The 19,458-nt window shown below is 52.5% G+C and carries 19 protein-coding genes; 15 read left to right on the forward strand and 4 right to left on the reverse strand.

The window, feature by feature from the left end; translation table 11 throughout:
• Nucleotides 1-323 precede the first annotated feature (323 nt).
• The 4 genes from ACQYWX_RS24260 to ACQYWX_RS24275 all read left to right on the forward strand — a co-directional run bounded on the left by ACQYWX_RS24260 (nucleotide 324) and on the right by ACQYWX_RS24275 (nucleotide 5,701).
• Entirely contained in the window at nucleotides 324-2,612 is a 2,289-nt protein-coding gene (locus tag ACQYWX_RS24260) for a PEP/pyruvate-binding domain-containing protein (protein ID WP_431686632.1), read from the forward strand.
• The gene (locus ACQYWX_RS24265; RefSeq protein WP_431686633.1) at nucleotides 2,569-3,972 is read left to right on the forward strand and encodes a PQQ-binding-like beta-propeller repeat protein; all 1,404 of its coding nucleotides are present in this window, start codon (nucleotides 2,569-2,571) and stop codon (nucleotides 3,970-3,972) included. The genes ACQYWX_RS24260 and ACQYWX_RS24265 overlap by 44 nt, the downstream gene beginning before the upstream one ends.
• A gap of 125 nt (nucleotides 3,973-4,097) precedes the next feature.
• Nucleotides 4,098-4,700, forward strand: coding sequence for a hypothetical protein (locus ACQYWX_RS24270; protein ID WP_431686634.1), 603 nt, complete (start codon nucleotides 4,098-4,100; stop codon nucleotides 4,698-4,700).
• A gap of 86 nt (nucleotides 4,701-4,786) precedes the next feature.
• Entirely contained in the window at nucleotides 4,787-5,701 is a 915-nt protein-coding gene (locus ACQYWX_RS24275; protein WP_431686635.1) for a pirin family protein, read from the forward strand.
• Nucleotides 5,702-5,711: 10 nt separating this feature from the next.
• Here the strand turns inward: ACQYWX_RS24275 and ACQYWX_RS24280 are convergent, their stop codons facing one another.
• Nucleotides 5,712-6,443 (reverse strand): 4'-phosphopantetheinyl transferase family protein, encoded by a 732-nt coding sequence (locus ACQYWX_RS24280; protein ID WP_431686636.1) that lies wholly within the window; start codon nucleotides 6,441-6,443, stop codon nucleotides 5,712-5,714.
• A gap of 290 nt (nucleotides 6,444-6,733) precedes the next feature.
• On the opposite strand from ACQYWX_RS24280, the gene ACQYWX_RS24285 reads away from it, so the two are divergent.
• The 11 genes from ACQYWX_RS24285 to ACQYWX_RS24335 all read left to right on the forward strand — a co-directional run bounded on the left by ACQYWX_RS24285 (nucleotide 6,734) and on the right by ACQYWX_RS24335 (nucleotide 17,853).
• Entirely contained in the window at nucleotides 6,734-7,912 is a 1,179-nt protein-coding gene (locus ACQYWX_RS24285; protein ID WP_431686637.1) for a hypothetical protein, read from the forward strand.
• The gene (locus tag ACQYWX_RS24290; protein WP_431686638.1) at nucleotides 7,906-8,640 is read left to right on the forward strand and encodes a hypothetical protein; all 735 of its coding nucleotides are present in this window, start codon (nucleotides 7,906-7,908) and stop codon (nucleotides 8,638-8,640) included. Before ACQYWX_RS24285 ends, ACQYWX_RS24290 begins: the two co-directional genes overlap by 7 nt.
• A gap of 267 nt (nucleotides 8,641-8,907) precedes the next feature.
• Nucleotides 8,908-9,396, forward strand: coding sequence for an acyl-CoA thioesterase (locus ACQYWX_RS24295; RefSeq protein WP_127973136.1), 489 nt, complete (start codon nucleotides 8,908-8,910; stop codon nucleotides 9,394-9,396).
• A 435-nt stretch (nucleotides 9,397-9,831) separates the two neighbouring features.
• Nucleotides 9,832-10,818 carry a 3-oxoacyl-[acyl-carrier-protein] synthase III C-terminal domain-containing protein gene (locus ACQYWX_RS24300; RefSeq protein WP_431686639.1) on the forward strand — a complete coding sequence of 329 codons (987 nt, stop codon included), beginning with the start codon at nucleotides 9,832-9,834 and terminating at the stop codon, nucleotides 10,816-10,818.
• A complete protein-coding gene (locus ACQYWX_RS24305; protein WP_431686640.1) occupies nucleotides 10,815-11,795 on the forward strand; it encodes an NAD-dependent epimerase/dehydratase family protein in 981 nt (326 codons plus the stop codon). The genes ACQYWX_RS24300 and ACQYWX_RS24305 overlap by 4 nt, the downstream gene beginning before the upstream one ends.
• The gene (locus ACQYWX_RS24310; RefSeq protein ID WP_431686641.1) at nucleotides 11,764-12,630 is read left to right on the forward strand and encodes an MBL fold metallo-hydrolase; all 867 of its coding nucleotides are present in this window, start codon (nucleotides 11,764-11,766) and stop codon (nucleotides 12,628-12,630) included. Before ACQYWX_RS24305 ends, ACQYWX_RS24310 begins: the two co-directional genes overlap by 32 nt.
• Nucleotides 12,631-12,640: 10 nt before the next feature.
• On the forward strand, nucleotides 12,641-13,891 hold the full coding sequence (locus tag ACQYWX_RS24315) for a F390 synthetase-related protein (RefSeq protein ID WP_431686642.1): 1,251 nt from the start codon (nucleotides 12,641-12,643) through the stop codon (nucleotides 13,889-13,891).
• Nucleotides 13,879-15,039, forward strand: coding sequence for an ATP-grasp domain-containing protein (locus ACQYWX_RS24320; RefSeq protein WP_431686643.1), 1,161 nt, complete (start codon nucleotides 13,879-13,881; stop codon nucleotides 15,037-15,039). Before ACQYWX_RS24315 ends, ACQYWX_RS24320 begins: the two co-directional genes overlap by 13 nt.
• Nucleotides 15,033-16,112 (forward strand): GNAT family N-acetyltransferase, encoded by a 1,080-nt coding sequence (locus tag ACQYWX_RS24325; protein ID WP_431686644.1) that lies wholly within the window; start codon nucleotides 15,033-15,035, stop codon nucleotides 16,110-16,112. Before ACQYWX_RS24320 ends, ACQYWX_RS24325 begins: the two co-directional genes overlap by 7 nt.
• Complete coding sequence (locus ACQYWX_RS24330) at nucleotides 16,109-17,116, forward strand: Rieske 2Fe-2S domain-containing protein (protein ID WP_431686645.1); 1,008 nt, start codon at nucleotides 16,109-16,111, stop codon at nucleotides 17,114-17,116. Before ACQYWX_RS24325 ends, ACQYWX_RS24330 begins: the two co-directional genes overlap by 4 nt.
• 116 nt (nucleotides 17,117-17,232) lie before the next feature.
• Entirely contained in the window at nucleotides 17,233-17,853 is a 621-nt protein-coding gene (locus ACQYWX_RS24335; protein ID WP_431686646.1) for a C80 family cysteine peptidase, read from the forward strand.
• A 35-nt stretch (nucleotides 17,854-17,888) separates the two neighbouring features.
• Here ACQYWX_RS24335 and ACQYWX_RS24340 read toward each other — a convergent pair whose 3' ends face one another.
• From ACQYWX_RS24340 to ACQYWX_RS24350, 3 genes are all read right to left on the reverse strand, one after another.
• Nucleotides 17,889-18,614 (reverse strand): SOS response-associated peptidase, encoded by a 726-nt coding sequence (locus ACQYWX_RS24340; protein WP_431686647.1) that lies wholly within the window; start codon nucleotides 18,612-18,614, stop codon nucleotides 17,889-17,891.
• A gap of 91 nt (nucleotides 18,615-18,705) precedes the next feature.
• Nucleotides 18,706-19,116 carry a hypothetical protein gene (locus ACQYWX_RS24345; RefSeq protein ID WP_431686648.1) on the reverse strand — a complete coding sequence of 137 codons (411 nt, stop codon included), beginning with the start codon at nucleotides 19,114-19,116 and terminating at the stop codon, nucleotides 18,706-18,708.
• 21 nt (nucleotides 19,117-19,137) lie between these two features.
• The gene (locus ACQYWX_RS24350) at nucleotides 19,138-19,431 is read right to left on the reverse strand and encodes a hypothetical protein (protein WP_431686649.1); all 294 of its coding nucleotides are present in this window, start codon (nucleotides 19,429-19,431) and stop codon (nucleotides 19,138-19,140) included.
• Between the last annotated feature and the right edge of the window lie 27 nt (nucleotides 19,432-19,458).

Genomic DNA, 19,458 nt, shown 5'->3' on the forward strand with positions numbered 1-19,458 from the left:
ATCACAGCGCTTAAAAGATGCCAGTGCTACCTTTCCGGCTTATACAAACAAGGAAAACAATAACAATGAGAAACGCACATACGCCTCCCACGAATAATTAGCCATTTAATACTCTTGGCCCAGAAAAAACTATTTTTTATTAACAACAAATGCATATTCAATGTATGAATATTTATTGCCACCCTATCATCCACATAATCAACATTTAAATATTAAAAAACAAATAATCCGCATTTAATACGGATGAAGTTAAAAATAGCCATGGTATGTTATAGCCCGTCAAAATTTACATAAAATATATTTTGCAATTAAAGGGAGTTATTGTGATTTATTCTTTTTCGTCACTACCAGAAGAAAAAACAGAGGTAGGCGGCAAGGCTTATATGCTGGCGATGATGACGCAAATGGGAATTCGCGTCCCCGAAGGTTTTATCTTGGACGCCAAACCCAGCCAGGAAGAGCTTGCAACCATTTACCAAACACTGGGAGATCAGTTTTGCGTCGCCGTACGCAGCTCCGCAACCGGAGAGGATTCCAAAGAACACAGTTTCGCCGGGCAAAACTCCACGTTTCTATTTATCAGAAACCAGGAAGATCTGGTCACCGCCATTAACAACTGCTTCGACTCCATTCTCAAAGAGTCTTCCACCACTTATCGCAAACACTTCCTCGGCTCCGCCAAAGCCGTCCCCATGAATGTCGTGATCCAGCAAATGATCGACGCCAAATACGCTGGGGTTTTCTTCACCAAAGATCCCAGAGATGAAGACAAAGGCTGGCTGCTGGAATATATCAACGGCGTGGGAGAAGACCTTGTCTCAGGCAAAAAGACGCCCAAGCAGATTCACGAAAATAGCGGCAGCGATGACATCAAACCAGAGCAGGTCGAGGAAATCGTCATCGTTTCCCGGCAGCTGGAAGCTAAATATCATCAGGATTTCGATATCGAGTGGGCGATTGACGACAAGGGCGTCGTCTACCTGCTGCAAGCGCGCCCCATCACCGCCAAAAATTCCATTTCACAGATCAAAAAATTCGGTCTGGAAGAACTGGAGCGCCTGAAAACCCACTACAGCAAAGACACCACCTGGGACGGGCAAACCTTCGCCGAGCTTTCGATTAACCCCAGCATTTTCTCCAGCGAACTTTGGAGCGACTCATTCAAGAAAAACGCGGCCTTCGACAAAGCGCTGCAGAAGATCGGCTATCTGGGCTTTCGCGACATGAAAGAAGGCGAATCGATTCTGGATAACGTCTTCGGCAAGAATTACGTCAACCTCACCCGACTGGCGCCGCTCTATTTTGGTCCCATGCCCTACTCCATCGAGCCGCTGCCCAGGCCTCATCTGAAGTTCCATGTCTCCAAGATCAACCTGAAGACCATTCTCTACACTCCCAAAACCGTGTTCAAAATGGTGTCGGCGGGTCTGAGCGTGAACACTCACAGGAAAGAGTTCATCAATCTCGCCAGCAAGGATCTGATAAGTTTTTCCACCGTCATGGACAGGCCTAACGACCTGAGCTACTACCAGTCCTGGAGCGACGACGATCTGAAAGGCCGCCTGCTGAAAGAAATGATCGTTTTCACCCGGGATACTCTGGTCTGGCCCTACATTCTGATTTCCCTGACAGAAACCACGATTCAAACCCTGCACTCTCTGCTGGCGAATATCTTCAACGATCAGAAAGCGGCGGAGTTGATACGGCAATGGACCGGCAACGGCATTAGAACCGAAACCTTCGAAATGGGCCGCTATTTCAAAAAGGCCTGCGCCAAGCCCGAGTTGAGGGGCATGTTTCTGGAGAAATACGGTCATCGCGGCCCTGGCGAGCTGGATCTGATATCCAGACGCTGGATCGAACTGGGCGAAGACGCCTTTTACGATCTCAGCGTGGAGGATTATGAGAAAGGCAAAAACAATCACACCTTTATCGATGTCGAAGATGAAATAAACCAGTTTAAAACCTTCAAGAAAACACTGGTTCTGGAAGAGTGGCAGCTTCTGAAAGACCTGCTGGAGCTGCGGGAAAAATGGAAAATGGCGACCCTCAAACCCTTCGCTCATTTCCGCTATATCCTGCTGGAATTCGGCAAACGCTATGAATTGCCTTCCAATGATATTTTCTGGCTGAACGCAGAAGAAATCATCCGCTTCGATAGAGCGGCGTATGCTGCGCGCATAGAAGAACGCAAACTCAAATCCAAGCTGTTCAAGCATTTCAATTTTTCCGCCGTCACCTCTATTCAGGAAATCGAGAATGTCCTGAATAACCGGCAACCACAGAACGACAACCTGAAGGGCGAAGGCATCTCTCCCGGGTTGGTTAAAGGAGAAGTGCTGGTTATTAACGATCCGAACAAATGGAAAAACATCAAATGGCCGGCGAACCCGATTGTCGTGGCGGAATCCACTGATCCGGGCTGGACGCCAATCTTCACCAAAGCCAAGGGCATTATTGTTTCAAAAGGCGGCGTGCTGTCGCACTGCGCCATTGTTGCGAGAGAAATGGGAATTCCTGCTGTGAGTGGAATCATCAACTGCCATAACAAATTTAAAGGAGGAGAGAATGTTTGGCTTGACGGAAATGATGGAACTATCCGCATCATCTAATACCCTCAGCGAAGGCTATCAATACGCTATAGTTCCAACGGTATTATTGCCCCTGGCCTTTTTGGGAACCGCCCTCAGCGTCGTCGCCACCTTCATCGCAGGGATGTTCGGCGTGAAGCTGAAAGCCGAAGGCCCCAAAAAGCTGCTGGAGCTGCTGCTCAAGCCGAAAGTGCTGTTCGCCGCCGGCGCGCTGAATCTGGCCATATACGCCGGCTATGTTGGCGTTGATTACGTGAAGAACGGCCCGGTTCCGCAGGCGGTGCAGAAGTTCGCCAACTCGGACACCAGCTATCATCAGAAAGCCAAGCAGGGCGACCGCGCGCTTTGGAAGCAGTCCCTTGAGGACGAGGGCGTTTTCGCCCGAGGAACCATCGTGAACGGCGAGCTTTTCTTCGGCACCAATGAGGGCTACTTGTACGTCGCCGACGCCGATACAGGCACGATCAAAAACAAGCTGTTCTTCGGCAAGTTTCTCTCGCCCAGCCCGACCCTCTATAAAGACTACCTGTATTTTGGGGAAGGCCTGCATCAGTCGCATGGGATGGGCGTATATAAATTCGACCCGGAGAAAAAGCAGGTCACCGGCCACTTCAAGACCAACGGACACACAGAGATATTCCCTGTATTCGCCAACGCCGATGGTCAGGATTACCTGCTGCAAACCGCAGGAGAAGATGGCCTTTACGCCATCAATCCAGACACGATGGAGAAAATCTGGCAATTCAAAGGCGGCCATATGGACGGCTTCGCGCTGGTGCATGGCGACTATGTCTATATTGGCAGCGGCATCCCCAGGGAAGGATTCAGCATCAACAGACCTTTCGCCTACAAGCTGAACCTGAAAGACGGTTCTGTGGTCTGGAAGAAAGAGCTGCCTCTGTCCGCCTGGTATGGGCCCGTGCGAGTACAGGATGAGGTCTGTTTTATCCAGGGTGAGATTCATATCGACACCCATGTCGGCGGTCTTTCCTGCTTCACCCAATCTGGAGAAAGATCCCACTCCCTCGTCATCAACTATCCCGTCGTGGGCAAACCTATCGTTAAAAACGACACCATCTACTTCAATGATTACTACGGCAATCTGTACGCCTGGAACGCCATCAATAACAAACTTGAGTGGGAAATCGAGTCTGACATCAAAAAAGGCTCCTACTCCTCACTACAGTTCTATAACGACAAGGAAATCATCTACGCCAAACGCACCGGCGGCGTTCTCATCATCAACATGGAAAGCGGAGAAGTCCGGGAAAACGTCGACTTCGCCCAGGACGAACTCATCTACGCAGATCCCCTCGTCAAAGACGACGCCTTCTACCTGTTTGGGATGAAGGGGAATATTTATAAATCCGCGAAGATCTAACCTTCCCCTATCTGGAGGAGCTTGACCTACAAGCTCCTCTTGTCTGGCGACTTGACACTAATCCATTGATTTAACGACTATTAACGCTCCTTTCATATTTCCTCCGAATAAAACAAGGAGCCGTTTTGACCAAACTTTATAAAGGCATATCACAGGAAGAGTTCGAGAACGGGTATTTCTACGCCACGGAATTAAAAGAGTTCGCCCAATCTCTGGGGATCAAAACCGGTTCGTTACGCAAGAACGAAATTGAGCAGCATATTAAATCTCATTTGTTCGGCGTCGCTCAGGGCGAACTGCCAAAAAACGTCGCTAATCGACAGACTGGCGGCGCTCGCGATAGATTGGCGGCGAACTCCTTCGTGGTTAACTACGTCAGCGACAAAGCCACCAAAGCGTTTTTGCGTGAGGAAATCGCCAAGCGCGCCCCGCAACTGAAAGACAAATCCGGTCAGTGGTATTGGCTGAATGACTGGCGCAAGGGGCAAATCGGCGCAGATCAGCGTATCACTTATCAGGATCTGGTGGACAAGCTATTCGAATTAATGACCACGCCCGGAAAACTGCCGCGCATTCCCTCCACGCGATTCAACAATTTCATCACAGACTTCCTCGCGGACCCGGTGAATGCCGGCGCCACACGCGCGGACGCCATGGCGGCCTGGGAAACGCTCAAAGCCCTGCCCGCCCAGAAGACGTATCAGGCCTATAAGCAGAGCAAAGCTTAAACGCCTGGGCGGCACGGCGCGAAAGTAACTATCCTGAATAGAGTCCAATCCGCATAGCCAAGGTGAAAAGACGCTCAGGAGGCGCGATGAGCAATCTGACCAGACAGAACGAATATGAATGTGACGTCAAAGACTGTTGCGGCGCTATCCAGTTGATTATCGAGCCCAGGGAGAAAGATCTCGGCGGCTTTTCAGTGCGCAGGACATTGCCTACCGCCAAACGCAAAATGGTGGGGCCATGGGTGTTCTTCGATCATATGGGGCCAGCCAATTTCTCCGCAGGAGACGGCATTAACGTCCGCCCACACCCCCATATTGGCATTGCGACTGTGACCTATCTGTTTGACGGCGAGATACTGCACCGGGACTCTCTGGGAAGCGTTCAGCCAATCCAGCCCGGAGATATAAATCTCATGGTCGCAGGCCGAGGCATCGTCCATTCAGAGCGTGAAAGAGCGGAAATTCGCAACAAGGATCATAGCGTACACGGACTGCAACTTTGGCTTGCGCTGCCCGAAGACCAAGAGGAAATCGAGCCGGCTTTTTACCATTATCCCGGCGCAAGTATTCCGCAGGTCACCGTGGACGGCGTCAACGTGCGGGTAATGATGGGAAGCGCATGCGGCGTCGCCTCCCCGGTAAAAGTCTTTGCAGAAACCTTATATCTGGAGGCCCACCTGCAACCGGGACAAACCTTCAAGCTGCCACAGACGGAAGAACGCGCCGTGTATGTGGCGCAAGGCGAACTGAAAGCCAGGGACAACCTGCTTCCACAATACGCCATGGCGTTCTTCTCCAACGAACCCGACATCACCCTGGAAGCGACTCAGGACACTCGTCTCGTTCTTATCGGCGGCGAATCTTTCAATAAACGCTTCATCGACTGGAACTTTGTTTCCAGCCGCAAAGAGCGTATTGAACAAGCTAAACAGGACTGGAAAAACGGACGTTTTCCGAAGGTTCCAGGAGATGAAGATGAATTTATTCCTTTGCCGGAATAAGCTGAAAAATTCACCCATGGCCTCGTACGATAACAGTCAAAGCACGCTGCGCATCAATCTCGAAGCGTCCCTCAAACTGACTACCGGAAGGCAGCGCATCAGTGAGCGTCTGTAGTAATTCCAAGCGAAACATACCCGATCGCCAATCAATAGTGAGCATCTTCGCCGCTTCAAATCCAAAGTAATAACCAACTTCTACATAGAGCGCTTTGAATAAACTTTCTTTGGCCGAAAAAATCAAAGTCAGCGCCTTAGGATCAGGGCGTTCAGCACTACCGACAAACCCATGCTCCGCATCGGTGAGAATAGATCCTACAATATCCGCGGCCACTTTTTCGCTGAGCATATTCTCTACATCAATGCCGACGCTTTTTACCCGATCACTATCAGCCACGGCGCAAATAGCCATGTCCTGTGCATGACTGATTGATCCGGTGAATGACTCAGGCCAAACAGGCGCGCGGTTCTCGCCAATTCCGACAGAAAGATCAGTGGCCTCTAACGCCATCAAAGCACGCCGCGCCACATAGCGTCCCGCAACAAACTCGGCTCTGCGTTTCGCCACCGCCCGATCCATTGAATCAGGCAAATCCGTCCCAAAAAGATGACTCACCATGTCATCTGAATAGCGATCCACGGAAAACTCACATTGAAAGCATACCCCCGGAAACCCGGGAATCTTTCGTTCTGAAAGGTGCTTGATGTACAGGTCAGTTGAATCGCTCAACACGCGGTCGTCCACTTCCGTGCCCCTTGGCCATACAAAAGCGCCATGATACTAGCCGGCTCCACTCATAGCGACTTTCGTTAACGCGACCATCAAAAACAAGCTGGCCAAGAATTAATCCATATAGCCTAACCCCCATGCCCAATTTCAAAAATCGGTAAATCGAATAAAATTTCGTCCAATTTTCCTTAGGGATGAGGCGCCGAATCTGCACAGCCAAGAGCTACCACTGCAATCCCCCCACGGCTGTCTCATCATCTTGTTAATCTTATGTTTTTATTGATATTTAACAGGAATGTTTGCAGATGAATAGCTTTATTGCCCCAGCCAAATCATACTTACCAGCTCAAACCTACGTAGACCGTAAATTCATAAACTTCATCCCATTTTCGCCTGAGACCGTTGGTAAATCTGGCCGCAAGGTATTCATTGACGCAAAACTAATACCTCAATTTCTGGCGCTTGTTGACTCAAGGACTCCTGCAGGAATAAAAATCATTAAAAAAATTATCGAACTAAAAAGCCTTGCAGGTGGAATAATTAGCTGCAGCAATTTAAATAACGCATTTCAGCATATGGAATTGGTGGAGCACGTTAGAGTTTTTTACAAAATATTCCAAATTGGCGATCAAAAAGCAAAAGAGGCAGGGGTTTACATTAACGATATCAGGGCTGGATATAAGGGTGACGAAAACAAAGCTGGTTTCTATAGAGTGAAAGGATCATCAGCATTCTCTGATATGCCGCCTATGCCTATGAAGCAAGAGAAAATACAAGAGAATCACGCAGCTATCAGCGACCATGAACAGACTCTTAGCGAAGCTGTAATGTCCTGCGCAAGGCATACACAAACTATCGGCTTCGGCTCCCAGCCACAAGATTTTTCTATGTTTTATTTACATAGTCATATTTATAACGAGCTCGGCGTATGGATCACTCCAGAGCAGAAACAACATAACCTAGATGATGCGGCACAAAAACTGGCGAGGGTTTTAGTAGATACCCAAACTCACCGCCAAGCATTCAACTCAGGCGATGAACCTTTACGCTGGGTTATTATCGGTGATGGTGCAAAGTTACTGGCCAAAGCGATTGGGAAGCTTCCTAGCCCCAGGGCAAACCATAAAGAAAACCTTAGTAAACATAATTTTCAATTTGTAGATCCAACTATTGATTTATACCCTATAACAAGAGACTTAATGAGAACAGGGGCAAGCATTGATAAGGACCCAATAATTACGGGTAAGAAGCGTAATCGAGCCACCATCGTCTCAGCTTCCTTACATAGAGGCCAAAGTGCAGGTGCTGTATCCATGGTTGGAAAGCAGACTGGAGAAAAAGTAAACGACGCAAATAAAAATTGGCTCGCAGGCACACAAGTTACAGCAAACGCGATAACGAATGCCAAAAGCCTGATCTCAACCCCTCAAGATCGTACATTTCTGGAAATGTTCAATCAGGTTAAAGGAATAGCTAAATGGTAAAGCCCAGCCATATAATTACCCCAAATTATAAAGAAGCTGATTTAATTTGTCTTGACCTCTCTGGCACTCAATTAGTGTTCAGACTACCAATGCATGAAGGGTCGTTTGAAGCGCTCATATCAGAGTCACAGATTGATTTACATGAGATGTTTGGAAAGTTTCCTGAGGATGCACATAAATATTCAAAGTTTATTACCTTGGTACAGCAGCTTTGGACCTATAAATCAGCCATAACACCATTTGATGCCGGAAGAGTGATATTCAGTGCAAAAATATCAGAGGTGTCTGTTTCGCCTGACTCATCTCTGCTATGTTTAACTACCTTTTTAAACTCTACCATTGATGCTTTTAGTGACATTTTCGGAGAGTATGATAGAGAGGTGGAAGACGAGTTCAAAATGCTAGGAAGTACGCCCTCTCAAGATGATATGTGGGTATACCCTAAGAAGGCGGACGACCTCAAGGCCTATCAAAACAATTTAACTACTTGGCGAATTTGCCGCACAGGTCATCCTGGCGCACCGCCGCTAGCCTTCTGGGTTGGTACTCCAATAGATCCGACTCATATTCTGGTATTAAATTTCAGTTTCAGTGGCTTCCAAGAGAAAGATATTGGCCCAGGTATCTGCCGAGATGAGTTAATGGAGGCATACGTCAAAGACTTCCTAGAACACTTCCACATCCAATATTCCCCAGAAACTCTGGCGGAAATGGAGCAGTACAAGTAATTTCTGACGGCGCATTGCTTGATGCGCCGCTTTTCTTTCCTCTTATTGCTCGCTCTATGCTACCTCCGCTATCCCTGCCATCTCTGACCCTGTCCCAGCTCACTTAACCTTTAGTCCGACAGGGTTAATGCTTAGATCATATGTCTAATTATCCGGACAGTTAGCGGGCTTTATAGTGCTTCGACAGCTATTATTTAATCAGGCGACTACTACGTTGATACTTAGAGCATTGCCTGACGTTTTTGAGCAGTTAACAAGGGTAAAGCCATGTCATCGCAAACGACGGATAAACGACAACTGACGCTGCAGTTTCTCGCTGAGCCCACTGACGTCAACTTTGGTGGCAAAGTGCACGGCGGTGTGGTGATGAAATGGATCGACCTCGCCGGCTACGCCTGTGCAGCCGGATGGAGCGGACGCTATTGCGTGACCGCTTATGTGGGCGGCATCCGCTTTATTTGCCCTATCCATATCGGCATGTTGGTGGAAGTGCAGGCCAAGGTGATTTACACCGGTCAGAGCAGTCTGCACCTCGCCATCGACGTTTATTGCCGCGATCCTATCGAGCAGGAACGTAAAAAAGCCACGCATTGCATCATGATTTTCGTCGCCATTGATCGCGACGGCAAACCGGTGAAAGTGCCGACGTGGGAGCCGAAAACCAAGAAAGACGTCAAGCTGCGCGACTACGCCCTGAAGCTGATGAGCCTGCGTCAGGAAATCGACGAGGAAATGAAGGATTACTTCAACGAGTAACCGCTCCTCCTACCTCTAGCAGGCCGCCTTCAGATCAGAGGCGACCTGCTCGTTGACCAAAAGCTAAAGCAGACTCTACAAACCCTAACACTTTCGCCTCAATTTTGCTGTTTCGGTCCCCTCGGTTTTCCACTAATATGCCCGCCCGAGCCACACTCCGTCGCAATGTTTGAAACCGGCCAGCCTGTCTGGGTTTAGACCTCATTCCATGTAGCGACGCGGGGCTTTGACAAAACATCTTCAACGTCAATATCGCTTAATTTCTCGACAGTTTCGCAAAAATCAAGTATGGATGAGGATCTATCGGCCAAGCATGGCCGGTGGTCGCCACCGAAACAGGAGTTTAACGACAAAGGGTACACTGACGCGGAATACCGGATTCGGTAGAAAGGTGTTTGTACGTGGTTTCTCAAAACACTTTGCACGAGATTTAAGATGTCATTTGTTATACGGTCCAGCGCCTGTTTTCTCCCTCAGGGCAGAATTTCAGCGAAAGAACTGGATCAACGATTAAGTCTGGAGCCTGGAACCTGCCGTAGACGTTACGGTGTGGATTACCGCCACTACGCCTCCCCGAGCGAAACCGCACTGTTTATGGGAGCGGAAGCCGCCAGGGCCGCCCTGGACAGAGCAGAATTACAGTGGGCGGATATCGACTTGCTGGTCTGCGCCAGCGGCACTTCCCATCAGGCCCTTCCTTACAACGCAGCCGGCGTCCTGGCGGAACTGCGGATCGCAGAGCCGTTGGCCACAATGGACGTCAACGCCAGTTGCCTGTCGTTCCTGGCGGCGCTGGAGTTCAGTCATTGCGCCATCGCCAGCGGCCGCTATCGACGGGTGATGATCGTCTCCAGCGAAGTGGCCAAGATTGGCGTTCAGGACGTCAAACCCGAAACAGCCACCCTGTTCGCGGACGGCGCCGCCGCTTTTGTGCTGGAAGCCTCCAAGAACAGCGCAGGGTTGCTGACCAGTCTGTTTCAGACTTACCCGGAGGGATATTCTCTGTGCCAAATTCGCGCTGGCGGCAGCGGTTTGCACCCTACTCGCAACCCCATGGACGCCGTTGCGGAAGGCAGCTACTTCGAAATGCAGGGCAAAGCCCTCTACAAAATGGTTTCCAAACTCGCGCCAGACTTCATCCGCCAAGGCCTGGGAAAAGCACAACTCACGCTATCCGATATCGCCCATATCGTGCCTCATCAAGCCAGTCACGCAGGTCTCGCACACCTGGTTCATCGTCTTGGTCTGGATGAGGACAAAGTGGTCAACCTGTTTGCAACCATGGGTAACCAGGTCGCCGCGTCGCTGCCCATTGCATTGGACCACCTGCTGCGAAACAAGCATGTGGCCCGCGGTGAGCTAGTGATGTTGTTCGGCTCCGCAGCGGGCCTGTCGCTGGGGTTGGGAGTGCTGAGTCTGTGAAGATTCTGGTGACCGGCGGAACCGGTATGTTAGGCCAGTCTATCGTGCGCAAGTATAAGAACCGCTTCGACATCCGTTTTATGGGTCGAAATCAACCTCTGGGAGCGCGCATTTCCTCGGAAACCGGCGCTGAGTTTTCTCCAGCGGCCCTGCAACAACAAGCGCTTCTGCATCAAGCCTGCCGAGGCGTGGACGCCGTCATCCATTGTGCGGCGCTATCGAGTCCCTGGGGAACACGCGAGGAGTTCGAAGCTGCGAATGTCGACGGAACCATTAATATCCTGGCGGCGGCGGAGGCCAACGGCGTGCGGAAGTTCGTGCACATCTCCACCCCCAGCCTGTATTTTCAGTTCCGCGATGCGTTGAATATTCCAGAAACCCAGCCCCTTGGCCCTCGTTTCTGTAATGACTACGCCGCCACCAAAGCCCGTGCGGAACACCTCGTCACCGCCAGTCCGATGCATACGGTCATCCTGCGTCCAAGAGGTATATTCGGCCCTCACGATAACGCCATTCTGCCCCGCATCATCGGCGCAATACGCAATGGCGCGCTCTGGCTGCCTTCCGCCCGCAACCCCGAAATTGACCTCACTTACGTCGATAATGTCGCCGATGCGGCGATCCTGGCGTTGCAACAGCCTGTTGAGCGGGGCTCCGTCTTCAATATCAGCAATGGCGAGCCTGTGCGGCTGCTGGATGTGCTCGCTCAGCTATTCAACACGATGGGGCAGCCTACGCCGATTAAAACGCTCCCCTATGGCGCGCTGGCTCCGGTAATCGCTGGCGCAGAGTGGCTGCGGGCGCGTCTGCCCGGGCGACCTGAACCCAAGCTGACCCGCTACAGCGCGGGCCTGTTTCACTATCATCAAACCCTGGATATTTCCAAAGCGCGCGCCCAGCTCGGCTACGCGCCCGCCATATCCATCGCTGAAGGAATCGAGCGCTATGTCCACTGGCGTCAGAGTCAGGCTGTTTGAGGCTGGCCATTGCGTCCACCCCGGCTTCATGGTGAAACCTGGGCTGGGTTTGGCGCCGCGCAAATTTCCCGCCGGCGTCGCCCTGATCGAGCACCCCCAGGAAGGCGTACTGCTGTTCGACACGGGCTACCATCAACGTTTTTCTCAATGCACGCAGCATTACCCAGAGCGCTTTTATGCGCTGGCGACGCCCTGCTCCCTGCAACACGGAGAGAGCTTGAAAGAGCAGCTAGCGGCGCAGAATATCGCCGCGGATCAGGTCAGGCATGTGGTGTTGTCCCACTTTCACGCCGACCACATCGCTGGCGTCTGTGACTTTGAAAAGGCGACCCTGCACTGCCATCCCGCTGGCCATCGTTACCTCACACAAACCGGACGACTACGTCGATTGCGCAAAGGCTATCTGAAAGATTTGCTCCCCGCCCAAGCGGAGTCACGCCTGTCATTCACGGAGAGTTTTCCCTTGGATCTGGGCGATATCCTGGATATGCCGACGCGACCTCTCGGGTTGGGCGCCCGCGACCTGTTCGGAGATCAAACGCTGTATCTGGTCGCCCTGCCCGGCCACGCCGCCGGCCAGATTGGATTACTCGTTCGTTTGCAGGACAAGTTCCTGTTTCTACTCGCGGACGCCTGTTGGCTGGTGGACAACCTGCGCGATGGCGTAGATCAACATTGGCTGGCGAACATCATCTGCGACGACCGCAAGGCCTATCGCGACACGCTGCAAAAATTGCGTCGCTGCTATCGCGACATGGCGGACAAAGTCATATTCGCGCCGTCCCATTGCCAGGACACGCTTGGCCCGCTGATACAACAAGGCTGGATCAGTTAAAGGCGCGCCGATGGAAAAGCTCATCATACTCCGCCACTTTATCGCCAGTCGCTATCGACGCTTTCAGTCCCGAGAGCAGCTGGAGTCCTGGCAAACGCGGCGACTGCGTCGCCATCTGGACTGGGTATGCCGCCATGCGCCGTTCTATCAGGGGTATTTAGGCAAGCCGCTGCAGGATTTTCCCATCATGTCCAAAGCGTTGATGATGGACAACTTCGATCAGCTGAATACGCGCGGCCTGCAGCGGGACCATCTGTTCGACATCGCCCTTGAAGCGGAGCAAAGTCGGGACTTCAGCCGGTCGCAACTGGGCGACATCACCGTAGGACTTTCCTCCGGCACGTCCGGCCGACGCGGACTGTTTCTAGCCTCCCGCGCGGAACGTCTGGAATGGGCCGGCGTTATCTTCGCCAAACTCTTGCCGAGCCTGTTGGGACGTCATCGCATCGCACTGTTGTTACGGGCGGACAGTCCGCTGTATCAAACCGTCAATCGAGGGCGCATTCAGTTTCACTATGCCGACCTGACGCAGCCGCAGGAACAATGGCTGGCGGCGCTGGAAGCCTTTCAACCTACCCTGCTGGTGGGCAGCGCCCAGGCGTTGCAGCTATGTGCGCAGTATGGCGACAGGTTGCAACCGGAATTGATTATCTCCGGCGCCGAGGTGCTCACGCCTTCCGATAGAGCGCTGTTGCAGCAGCGCTTCGCCTGTCCGATCAAAGAGATTTATCAGTGCACCGAAGGCTTTCTCGCTTGCACGCAACAGGATGGCGTCTTGCGATGGAACGAAGATTTTGTGCATATCGAGCCGCATTGGCTGAATCCGGAGAAGACGCACTTTTCCCCCATCGTCACCGACTTCCGCCGCCGCACCCAGCCGATTATTCGTTACCTGTTGGACGACGTGATCGAGGCCGGCGATGAGCCCGGCGTGTTTCGCGCCCTCCGCAGCATCGGCGGCCGTACCGGCGATGTACTACAACTGCCGGGGGTGTCTTCCACGGTGACGGTTTTACCCGACTTATTGTATCGCGCCGCCGCCCTGGCCAGCCCAGAGCCTTTGGACTACCGCATCAGCCAAATTGAGGCCACGCGGTTACGCATTGAAAGCGACCGCCGCCACGTTGATATAGAGCAGGCAATACGCGCCGCACTGACAAAGTTGGGCGTAATCCAAGCCCTCAGTTTTGAACACAGTCCGCGTCCACAATGGACGCCCTCACAGAAACAACGCAGAGTAATCAATTTATGGTCGTCCTGATCACTGGCGCCCGTGCGCCTGTCGCGCTGGATTGGGCCCGCATCGCGATTAAATCCGGTCATCAGGTCTGGCTCGCGGATAATCTGCGTTGGCCATTGGGGCGTTATTTGCAAGGGGTGCAGGGCTATCTGCGTCTGCCGCCGCCCAAAGGCGATCTGAATGCTTACGCACGCGAGCTGGAGCGTCTGCTGCGGGAGCATAAAGTCGATCTGCTGATCCCTACCTGCGAAGAAATTTTTTATCTGGCCCAGGCGCGCCCCCTTGTGCAGGCTGACGCCCACTGGTTCATGCCCGAAACAGAACTGCTTTTTCGCTTGCACAGTAAACTGGACAGTCTGTCGATCATGCACGGACTTGGGGAAGTACAAGCGCCGGAAACCCATCTGCGTTGCAGCCCCGATGAGATAGAGAACAATCCCGACACGATCCTGAAACCCGTGTACTCCCGTTTCGGCCGCCAGGTGATTCGCAATCCGCATCAGGCGGCGCTCACTCCCTCACAGATCAGCGCCACCCGCCCCTGGGTGCAGCAGCGTAAAATCGTCGGTCAGGCGATCTGCAACTACGCGCTTTTCGATCAGGGCAAGCTGATCGCGCATCAGGCCTACCTACCGGAATACTGCTTTAATCAGGCCGCCGCCAGTTATTTTGAGCCCTATACGGACCCGCGTCTGGAAGAATTCGCCCGCCAGTTTGGGCAAAGCACGAGGTATCACGGACAAGCCGCGTTTGACTTCATTGAGGAGGCCGGCCAGTTGTTCGTGCTGGAGTGCAACCCGCGCGCCACCAGTGGACTGCATTTATTGCGGCAGACCCTGCACATTGATGAACAGGGCCGATTTGCATACACCCCGGGTCCGGCTCAACCATTTCGAATCGGCGCCACGCTGCCTCTGTTTTTTGGCGCGCCGTCCCTGCTGCAAGGCAAGTTCGGCCGTTTGTTGCATGACTACCGCCGCGCCCAGGACGCCCTTTCCGATGAGCAAACGCCCTTATTGCAACGAGCGCAATGGCTGGCGTTGACGGAGATGTTTTATCGCTCCGCCCGCTTTAGGCGTCCATTAACCGACGCCAGCACCTTCGACATTGAATGGGACGGCCCTGACGCCAATGTCGACGCAGATCCCGCGCAGGACGCCTCATGCTAGAGGCCAATGAGCTGCATCGCCGCTTCGTCGAGTTGATGCAGCAACCCGGACTGATCCGCAATCTCACTACGGATATTGTCGCCTACGAACAAAACGGTGTGGTGGCGCCCGCCAGCGTCAATGACTACCACCCGCAAAACTGTTATGTGGTTTCGCCGCTGACGCAGATTATCTATTACGCCCGCGATGAGTTGCCGAAAGTGGAGTCAGCGCTGTTACGTTATTTCTGCTTCGGCCTCACGCATTTGCTGGAGTGGCCGTTCAGGCTGGCGCGAGTGGATCGATTGCAGGTGCTCAACAATCAATGTCTCTCCACTAATTTTTACAGCGCCAACTGGCGCGAGCTGAACCTACGCGCACTGCGTGAGCAAGCCCTGCGTCGCTTTCCCAAACACGCGCTGATGTTGCGCTCGCTGAATGCGCGACAGCACCCTGACATCATCGTACAGGCGCGCGAGGACGGCTGGTTACCGATCATCAGTCGCCAGGTATATCTGTTTCTTGATCGCGAGCAGTGGTGGAACAGAAACAACACCCGCGCGGATGATCGTCTCCTGCGTCAACCGAACTGGTCATTCAAAGAGCTGGACCCGGATGACGAAACGCAGATGGCGCGGGCGGAGCAGCTTTACAACCAGCTCTATCTGGAGAAGTACAGTCACCATAATGTGCGCTTTAGCGCCGACTATCTCAGCGCCTTCAGTCGCAGTGGCTTGCTGAAGCTGTTCGGTCTGTTTCATCAGGATGAGCTTTTGGGCGTGGCGGGCCTGTTCGGCGTCGACCAAACCCTGACTGCGCCCGTAGTCGGTTATGACACCCGCTTGCCCGCAAAAATGGCGCTATATCGGCGCATCATGGCCTTCGTGATCCGCTACGCCATGGACAACAAACTGGAACTCAATCTCAGCTCCGGCGCCCCGGACTTCAAAAAGTTGCGAGGGGCTGAAGCAACGATCGAATACAGTTATGTTTACGTCGCTCATCTTGGGCTTTATCAGCGCGCAGTTTGGCGCGGCTTGTCTCTGCTGACGGAGAAACTCTATCGCCCCATTCTGGAGAAGTTCGAGTTATGAGCGCGCCTGAGGGTTTTCCTTATTCCGGCGTCACTGACGGCTGGTTCCCTTTGCTGCCTGTGGCGAAATTGCGCGATAAGCCCATCGCGGCGAACTTGCTGGGAGAGCCATTGGTCCTGGCGCGACTGGAAGGCAAAGCCTGCGCATTTCAGGACCGTTGCCCGCATCGTTTGATCCCGTTGTCGCAAGGAAATATCTGCAACAATCGCTTGGCCTGCCGCTATCACGGCTGGGAATTCGATGCAGCGGGACGCTTGCGCCACACTCCCGGATCATCAGAATGCGGCGCACGCGCGACACTGCAAAGCTATGTCCTGCAGGAACGGGATGGACTGATATGGGGCTGCCTGAAATCTACGCCAACCGAAGCGCTGGTCTGCTTTTCCGAACTGCCCGATTACGTGTGGACTCAGGCGTATCGCCGTATCCGCTGCAGCCTGTTTCATACCATTGAGAATTTTCTCGACCCCTGTCATACGCCCTATATCCATCAAGGCCTGTTGCGCAGTCAGGGGCCCCAGCAAATGCAGATTGAGCAGACCGTCAGCGCCGATGGTTTTGCAACCCATTATGCACTGACGCAAAAGCAGAATGGCTGGATCAACCGGCTGTTCGATCCCGGTGTGGATCAGAACATCGCACGCTTCAAACTTCCCGGGCTGGTGGAACTGGACTATCTCAAGAACGGGCGCCTGCTGTTTCGCTCCGCACTTTATTTTGTTCCCCACAGCGCCGAAGTCACCGGTATTTTCGTCAGGCTATACGCCCCCCGCTCATGGATGCCCGCCGCCCTGCGTTTTGCGCTGTTCAAGCCCTTCGTTCACACGCTTTATATCCAGGACAAACAAATACTGGAGCAACAGCAACTCGCGCAACAGACCTATGGCGAGCGCTATCTCTTTTCCCACACGGATGTGGCGGCGCGGCCCTTGTGGGCGCTGCTGCATGGTCAATCGCCCATCCCCTCCGCAACAAAAGAGTTGAACTTCCAGACGACTCCCTGATCCAAACAACCGTGATCATTGAATAACCTTAACTATCTAATTTCCGCGTGGAGAATTAGCCTGAAGTGCGCGCTAATTGCGCAAAAAACGGGCGTCAAACAAGGGAGATAAAAAGGATGAACTACGATAAACAGCTGATTATTGTGTTGTTAACTGAGCCCAAGGATAACCTGCGATCTTTCGGAAACAATCTCTATCGAAAGCACCCTGACAAATCAGAACTGGTTGAATATGACGTGGCGACCAAAACCCATGTCGTCATCAATAGCGCAAATGGCGCCGGCTTAGGCACGCTGACGGAGAACTCACGCATTCAGATCGTCGGACACGGGGACTTGAACGGCGTGACCTGTGCGGGAAAATACGGCAAGGCGGTGGCGGGCTTCATCGCCAATAAGGCCGCGCCGGGACTGAAGCAAATCAAGAAAATCAGTCTGACCGTGTGTTACGCCGCCGGCAACGCCACCCAGCCCAACTTCGATCCCGCCAACAGCTTCGCGGCGTCGTTTCATAACTACCTGAAGCAGGAACACGGGGTGATAGCAAATGTCACCGCCCGTCCGGCGACCATGATCGTCAACGCGCAGGGTCAGAAGGAAACCCGCTTTAACTACGGCGGATTTGGAGAGCGTTACCAGCATCAAGGCGATAACACCAAATATCTGTTTTCATGGGACAGCGGCAAGCAGGTGATCGCCAATGTGAGGGAGCCGGCGGATATGATGGAAATATGTTGAGTCGCCTGCGGTCATTTACATCAGAACAAGTCATATCAGAACAGCTCCGCCTGTTCGAACTGAGTTAGCTTTTCATCGCTTGCCGTTGTATTGACCGGCTGAATAGCATCGCTGCTTTTGTTGGTTGCGGCGCCGATGGACGGGTTAACGGGAATGATTTCCCAATCGCTCAAATCGCGCGGAACCAGCATGGCGCGAACTTCACTCAACGGCGTCGCAGGATCAACCCAGGCGTCGAACTGATCCGGCGATAACAGCGCCGGCATTCTGTCATGGAGCCAGCGGATGGAGTCGCTGGCTTCGGTAGTGATAATGGCGCAGGTCTCCAGATAGTGCTCTTCCTTCAGCCAGACATCCCAAAGTGCGGCGAAATAACAGTTCCCAGAGGGGGGCTTGAGATAGTAAGGCTGCTTAACGCCCTTCTCGGTGCCCCACTCGATAAATCCCGAAGCAGGTATCACGCCACGTCGGTATTTAAACGGCCCGCTGAACGCACGACTTTTCTCCAGCGTTTCCGCCCTAGCGTTGAACATGCTGAACTTATTGGAAATTTCTGACGCCCAATGGGGCGTCAGCCACCAGCGCATCTCCCGCATATAGCGCTTGCCGCCTTCCTGAATCGCCACCATCACCGCTTCCGTCGGCGCGATATTAAACATATCGCCAAACCAGCGTTTGCGCAGGCCGGTGGCGTCAAAACCAAAACTTTCCATCGCCGCAACGATTTCAGCGGAGGCGGTGGCGTTGAATCTGCCGCACATTGAGTAAGAACTCCTTGTTGGGACTATCCGACAATCGCTCTCCTCAACACAAAGGGAGCAAAATAAATGCTTGAGCTACCTATAACCAAGGTTATTTAAGCCAGGGCAACAACAGCATGGAAAATATAAAGACGATAAAACCTAATACAGCTACGGCAAAAACCCAAGGTTTTACAGACGTCTCAGCGTTTTTGACGTACTTTATCTCCTTCCCTGAGACGCTTGCATCCGGCCCCATCCGCCAAAATACAAACAAAATAATTCCGAAAGAGATGAAGAGTAAGTAGGCCTTACTTATATATTTCTCAGCAGCCAGATTGATCCAGGGAATAGTCACGAAATATATCAGCAACGCCATCTTGCGTTTGTTGTACTGATGAGGATCAACCACCTTGTCTTCTATTCGAAGGTGCGCACGACAAGCCGGACAGTGGAATGACATGACTCTCCACCACTTTGTTTCGATGTTCGCGCCACATTGCGGACACGGTAGCACCTTCATTCGCCGTCCCTTCTATCTCTATTACAAGGTCCCATTCAATTTAGCCGCCGCTGTCATAAACACCCCCAGAAAATACATATTGCCGAGTTTAAACTCCCGGTCGAGCCACTTGAGAAACAGCCCGACCAGCACAAGGCAAGCGGGAAGAAGAACGACCCCGACCAGGAATTTAGAAACGGCGACGGTGAGTAAATATCCTGCTTCTTCAGCTCCCCAGGCGACCCTGCACGCCCATGCTAAGGGGAGAGTATGTACTGCAAACAATATGATGATCATGAACAGGGGAACATCTGATTCGAATAGTTTTTTGAGCATCTACATCCTCTATTTGTAATGAGGTCG

Origin of the sequence: Hahella sp. NBU794 (assembly GCF_050749805.1) — a bacterium.
Classification (GTDB): domain Bacteria; phylum Pseudomonadota; class Gammaproteobacteria; order Pseudomonadales; family Oleiphilaceae; genus Hahella.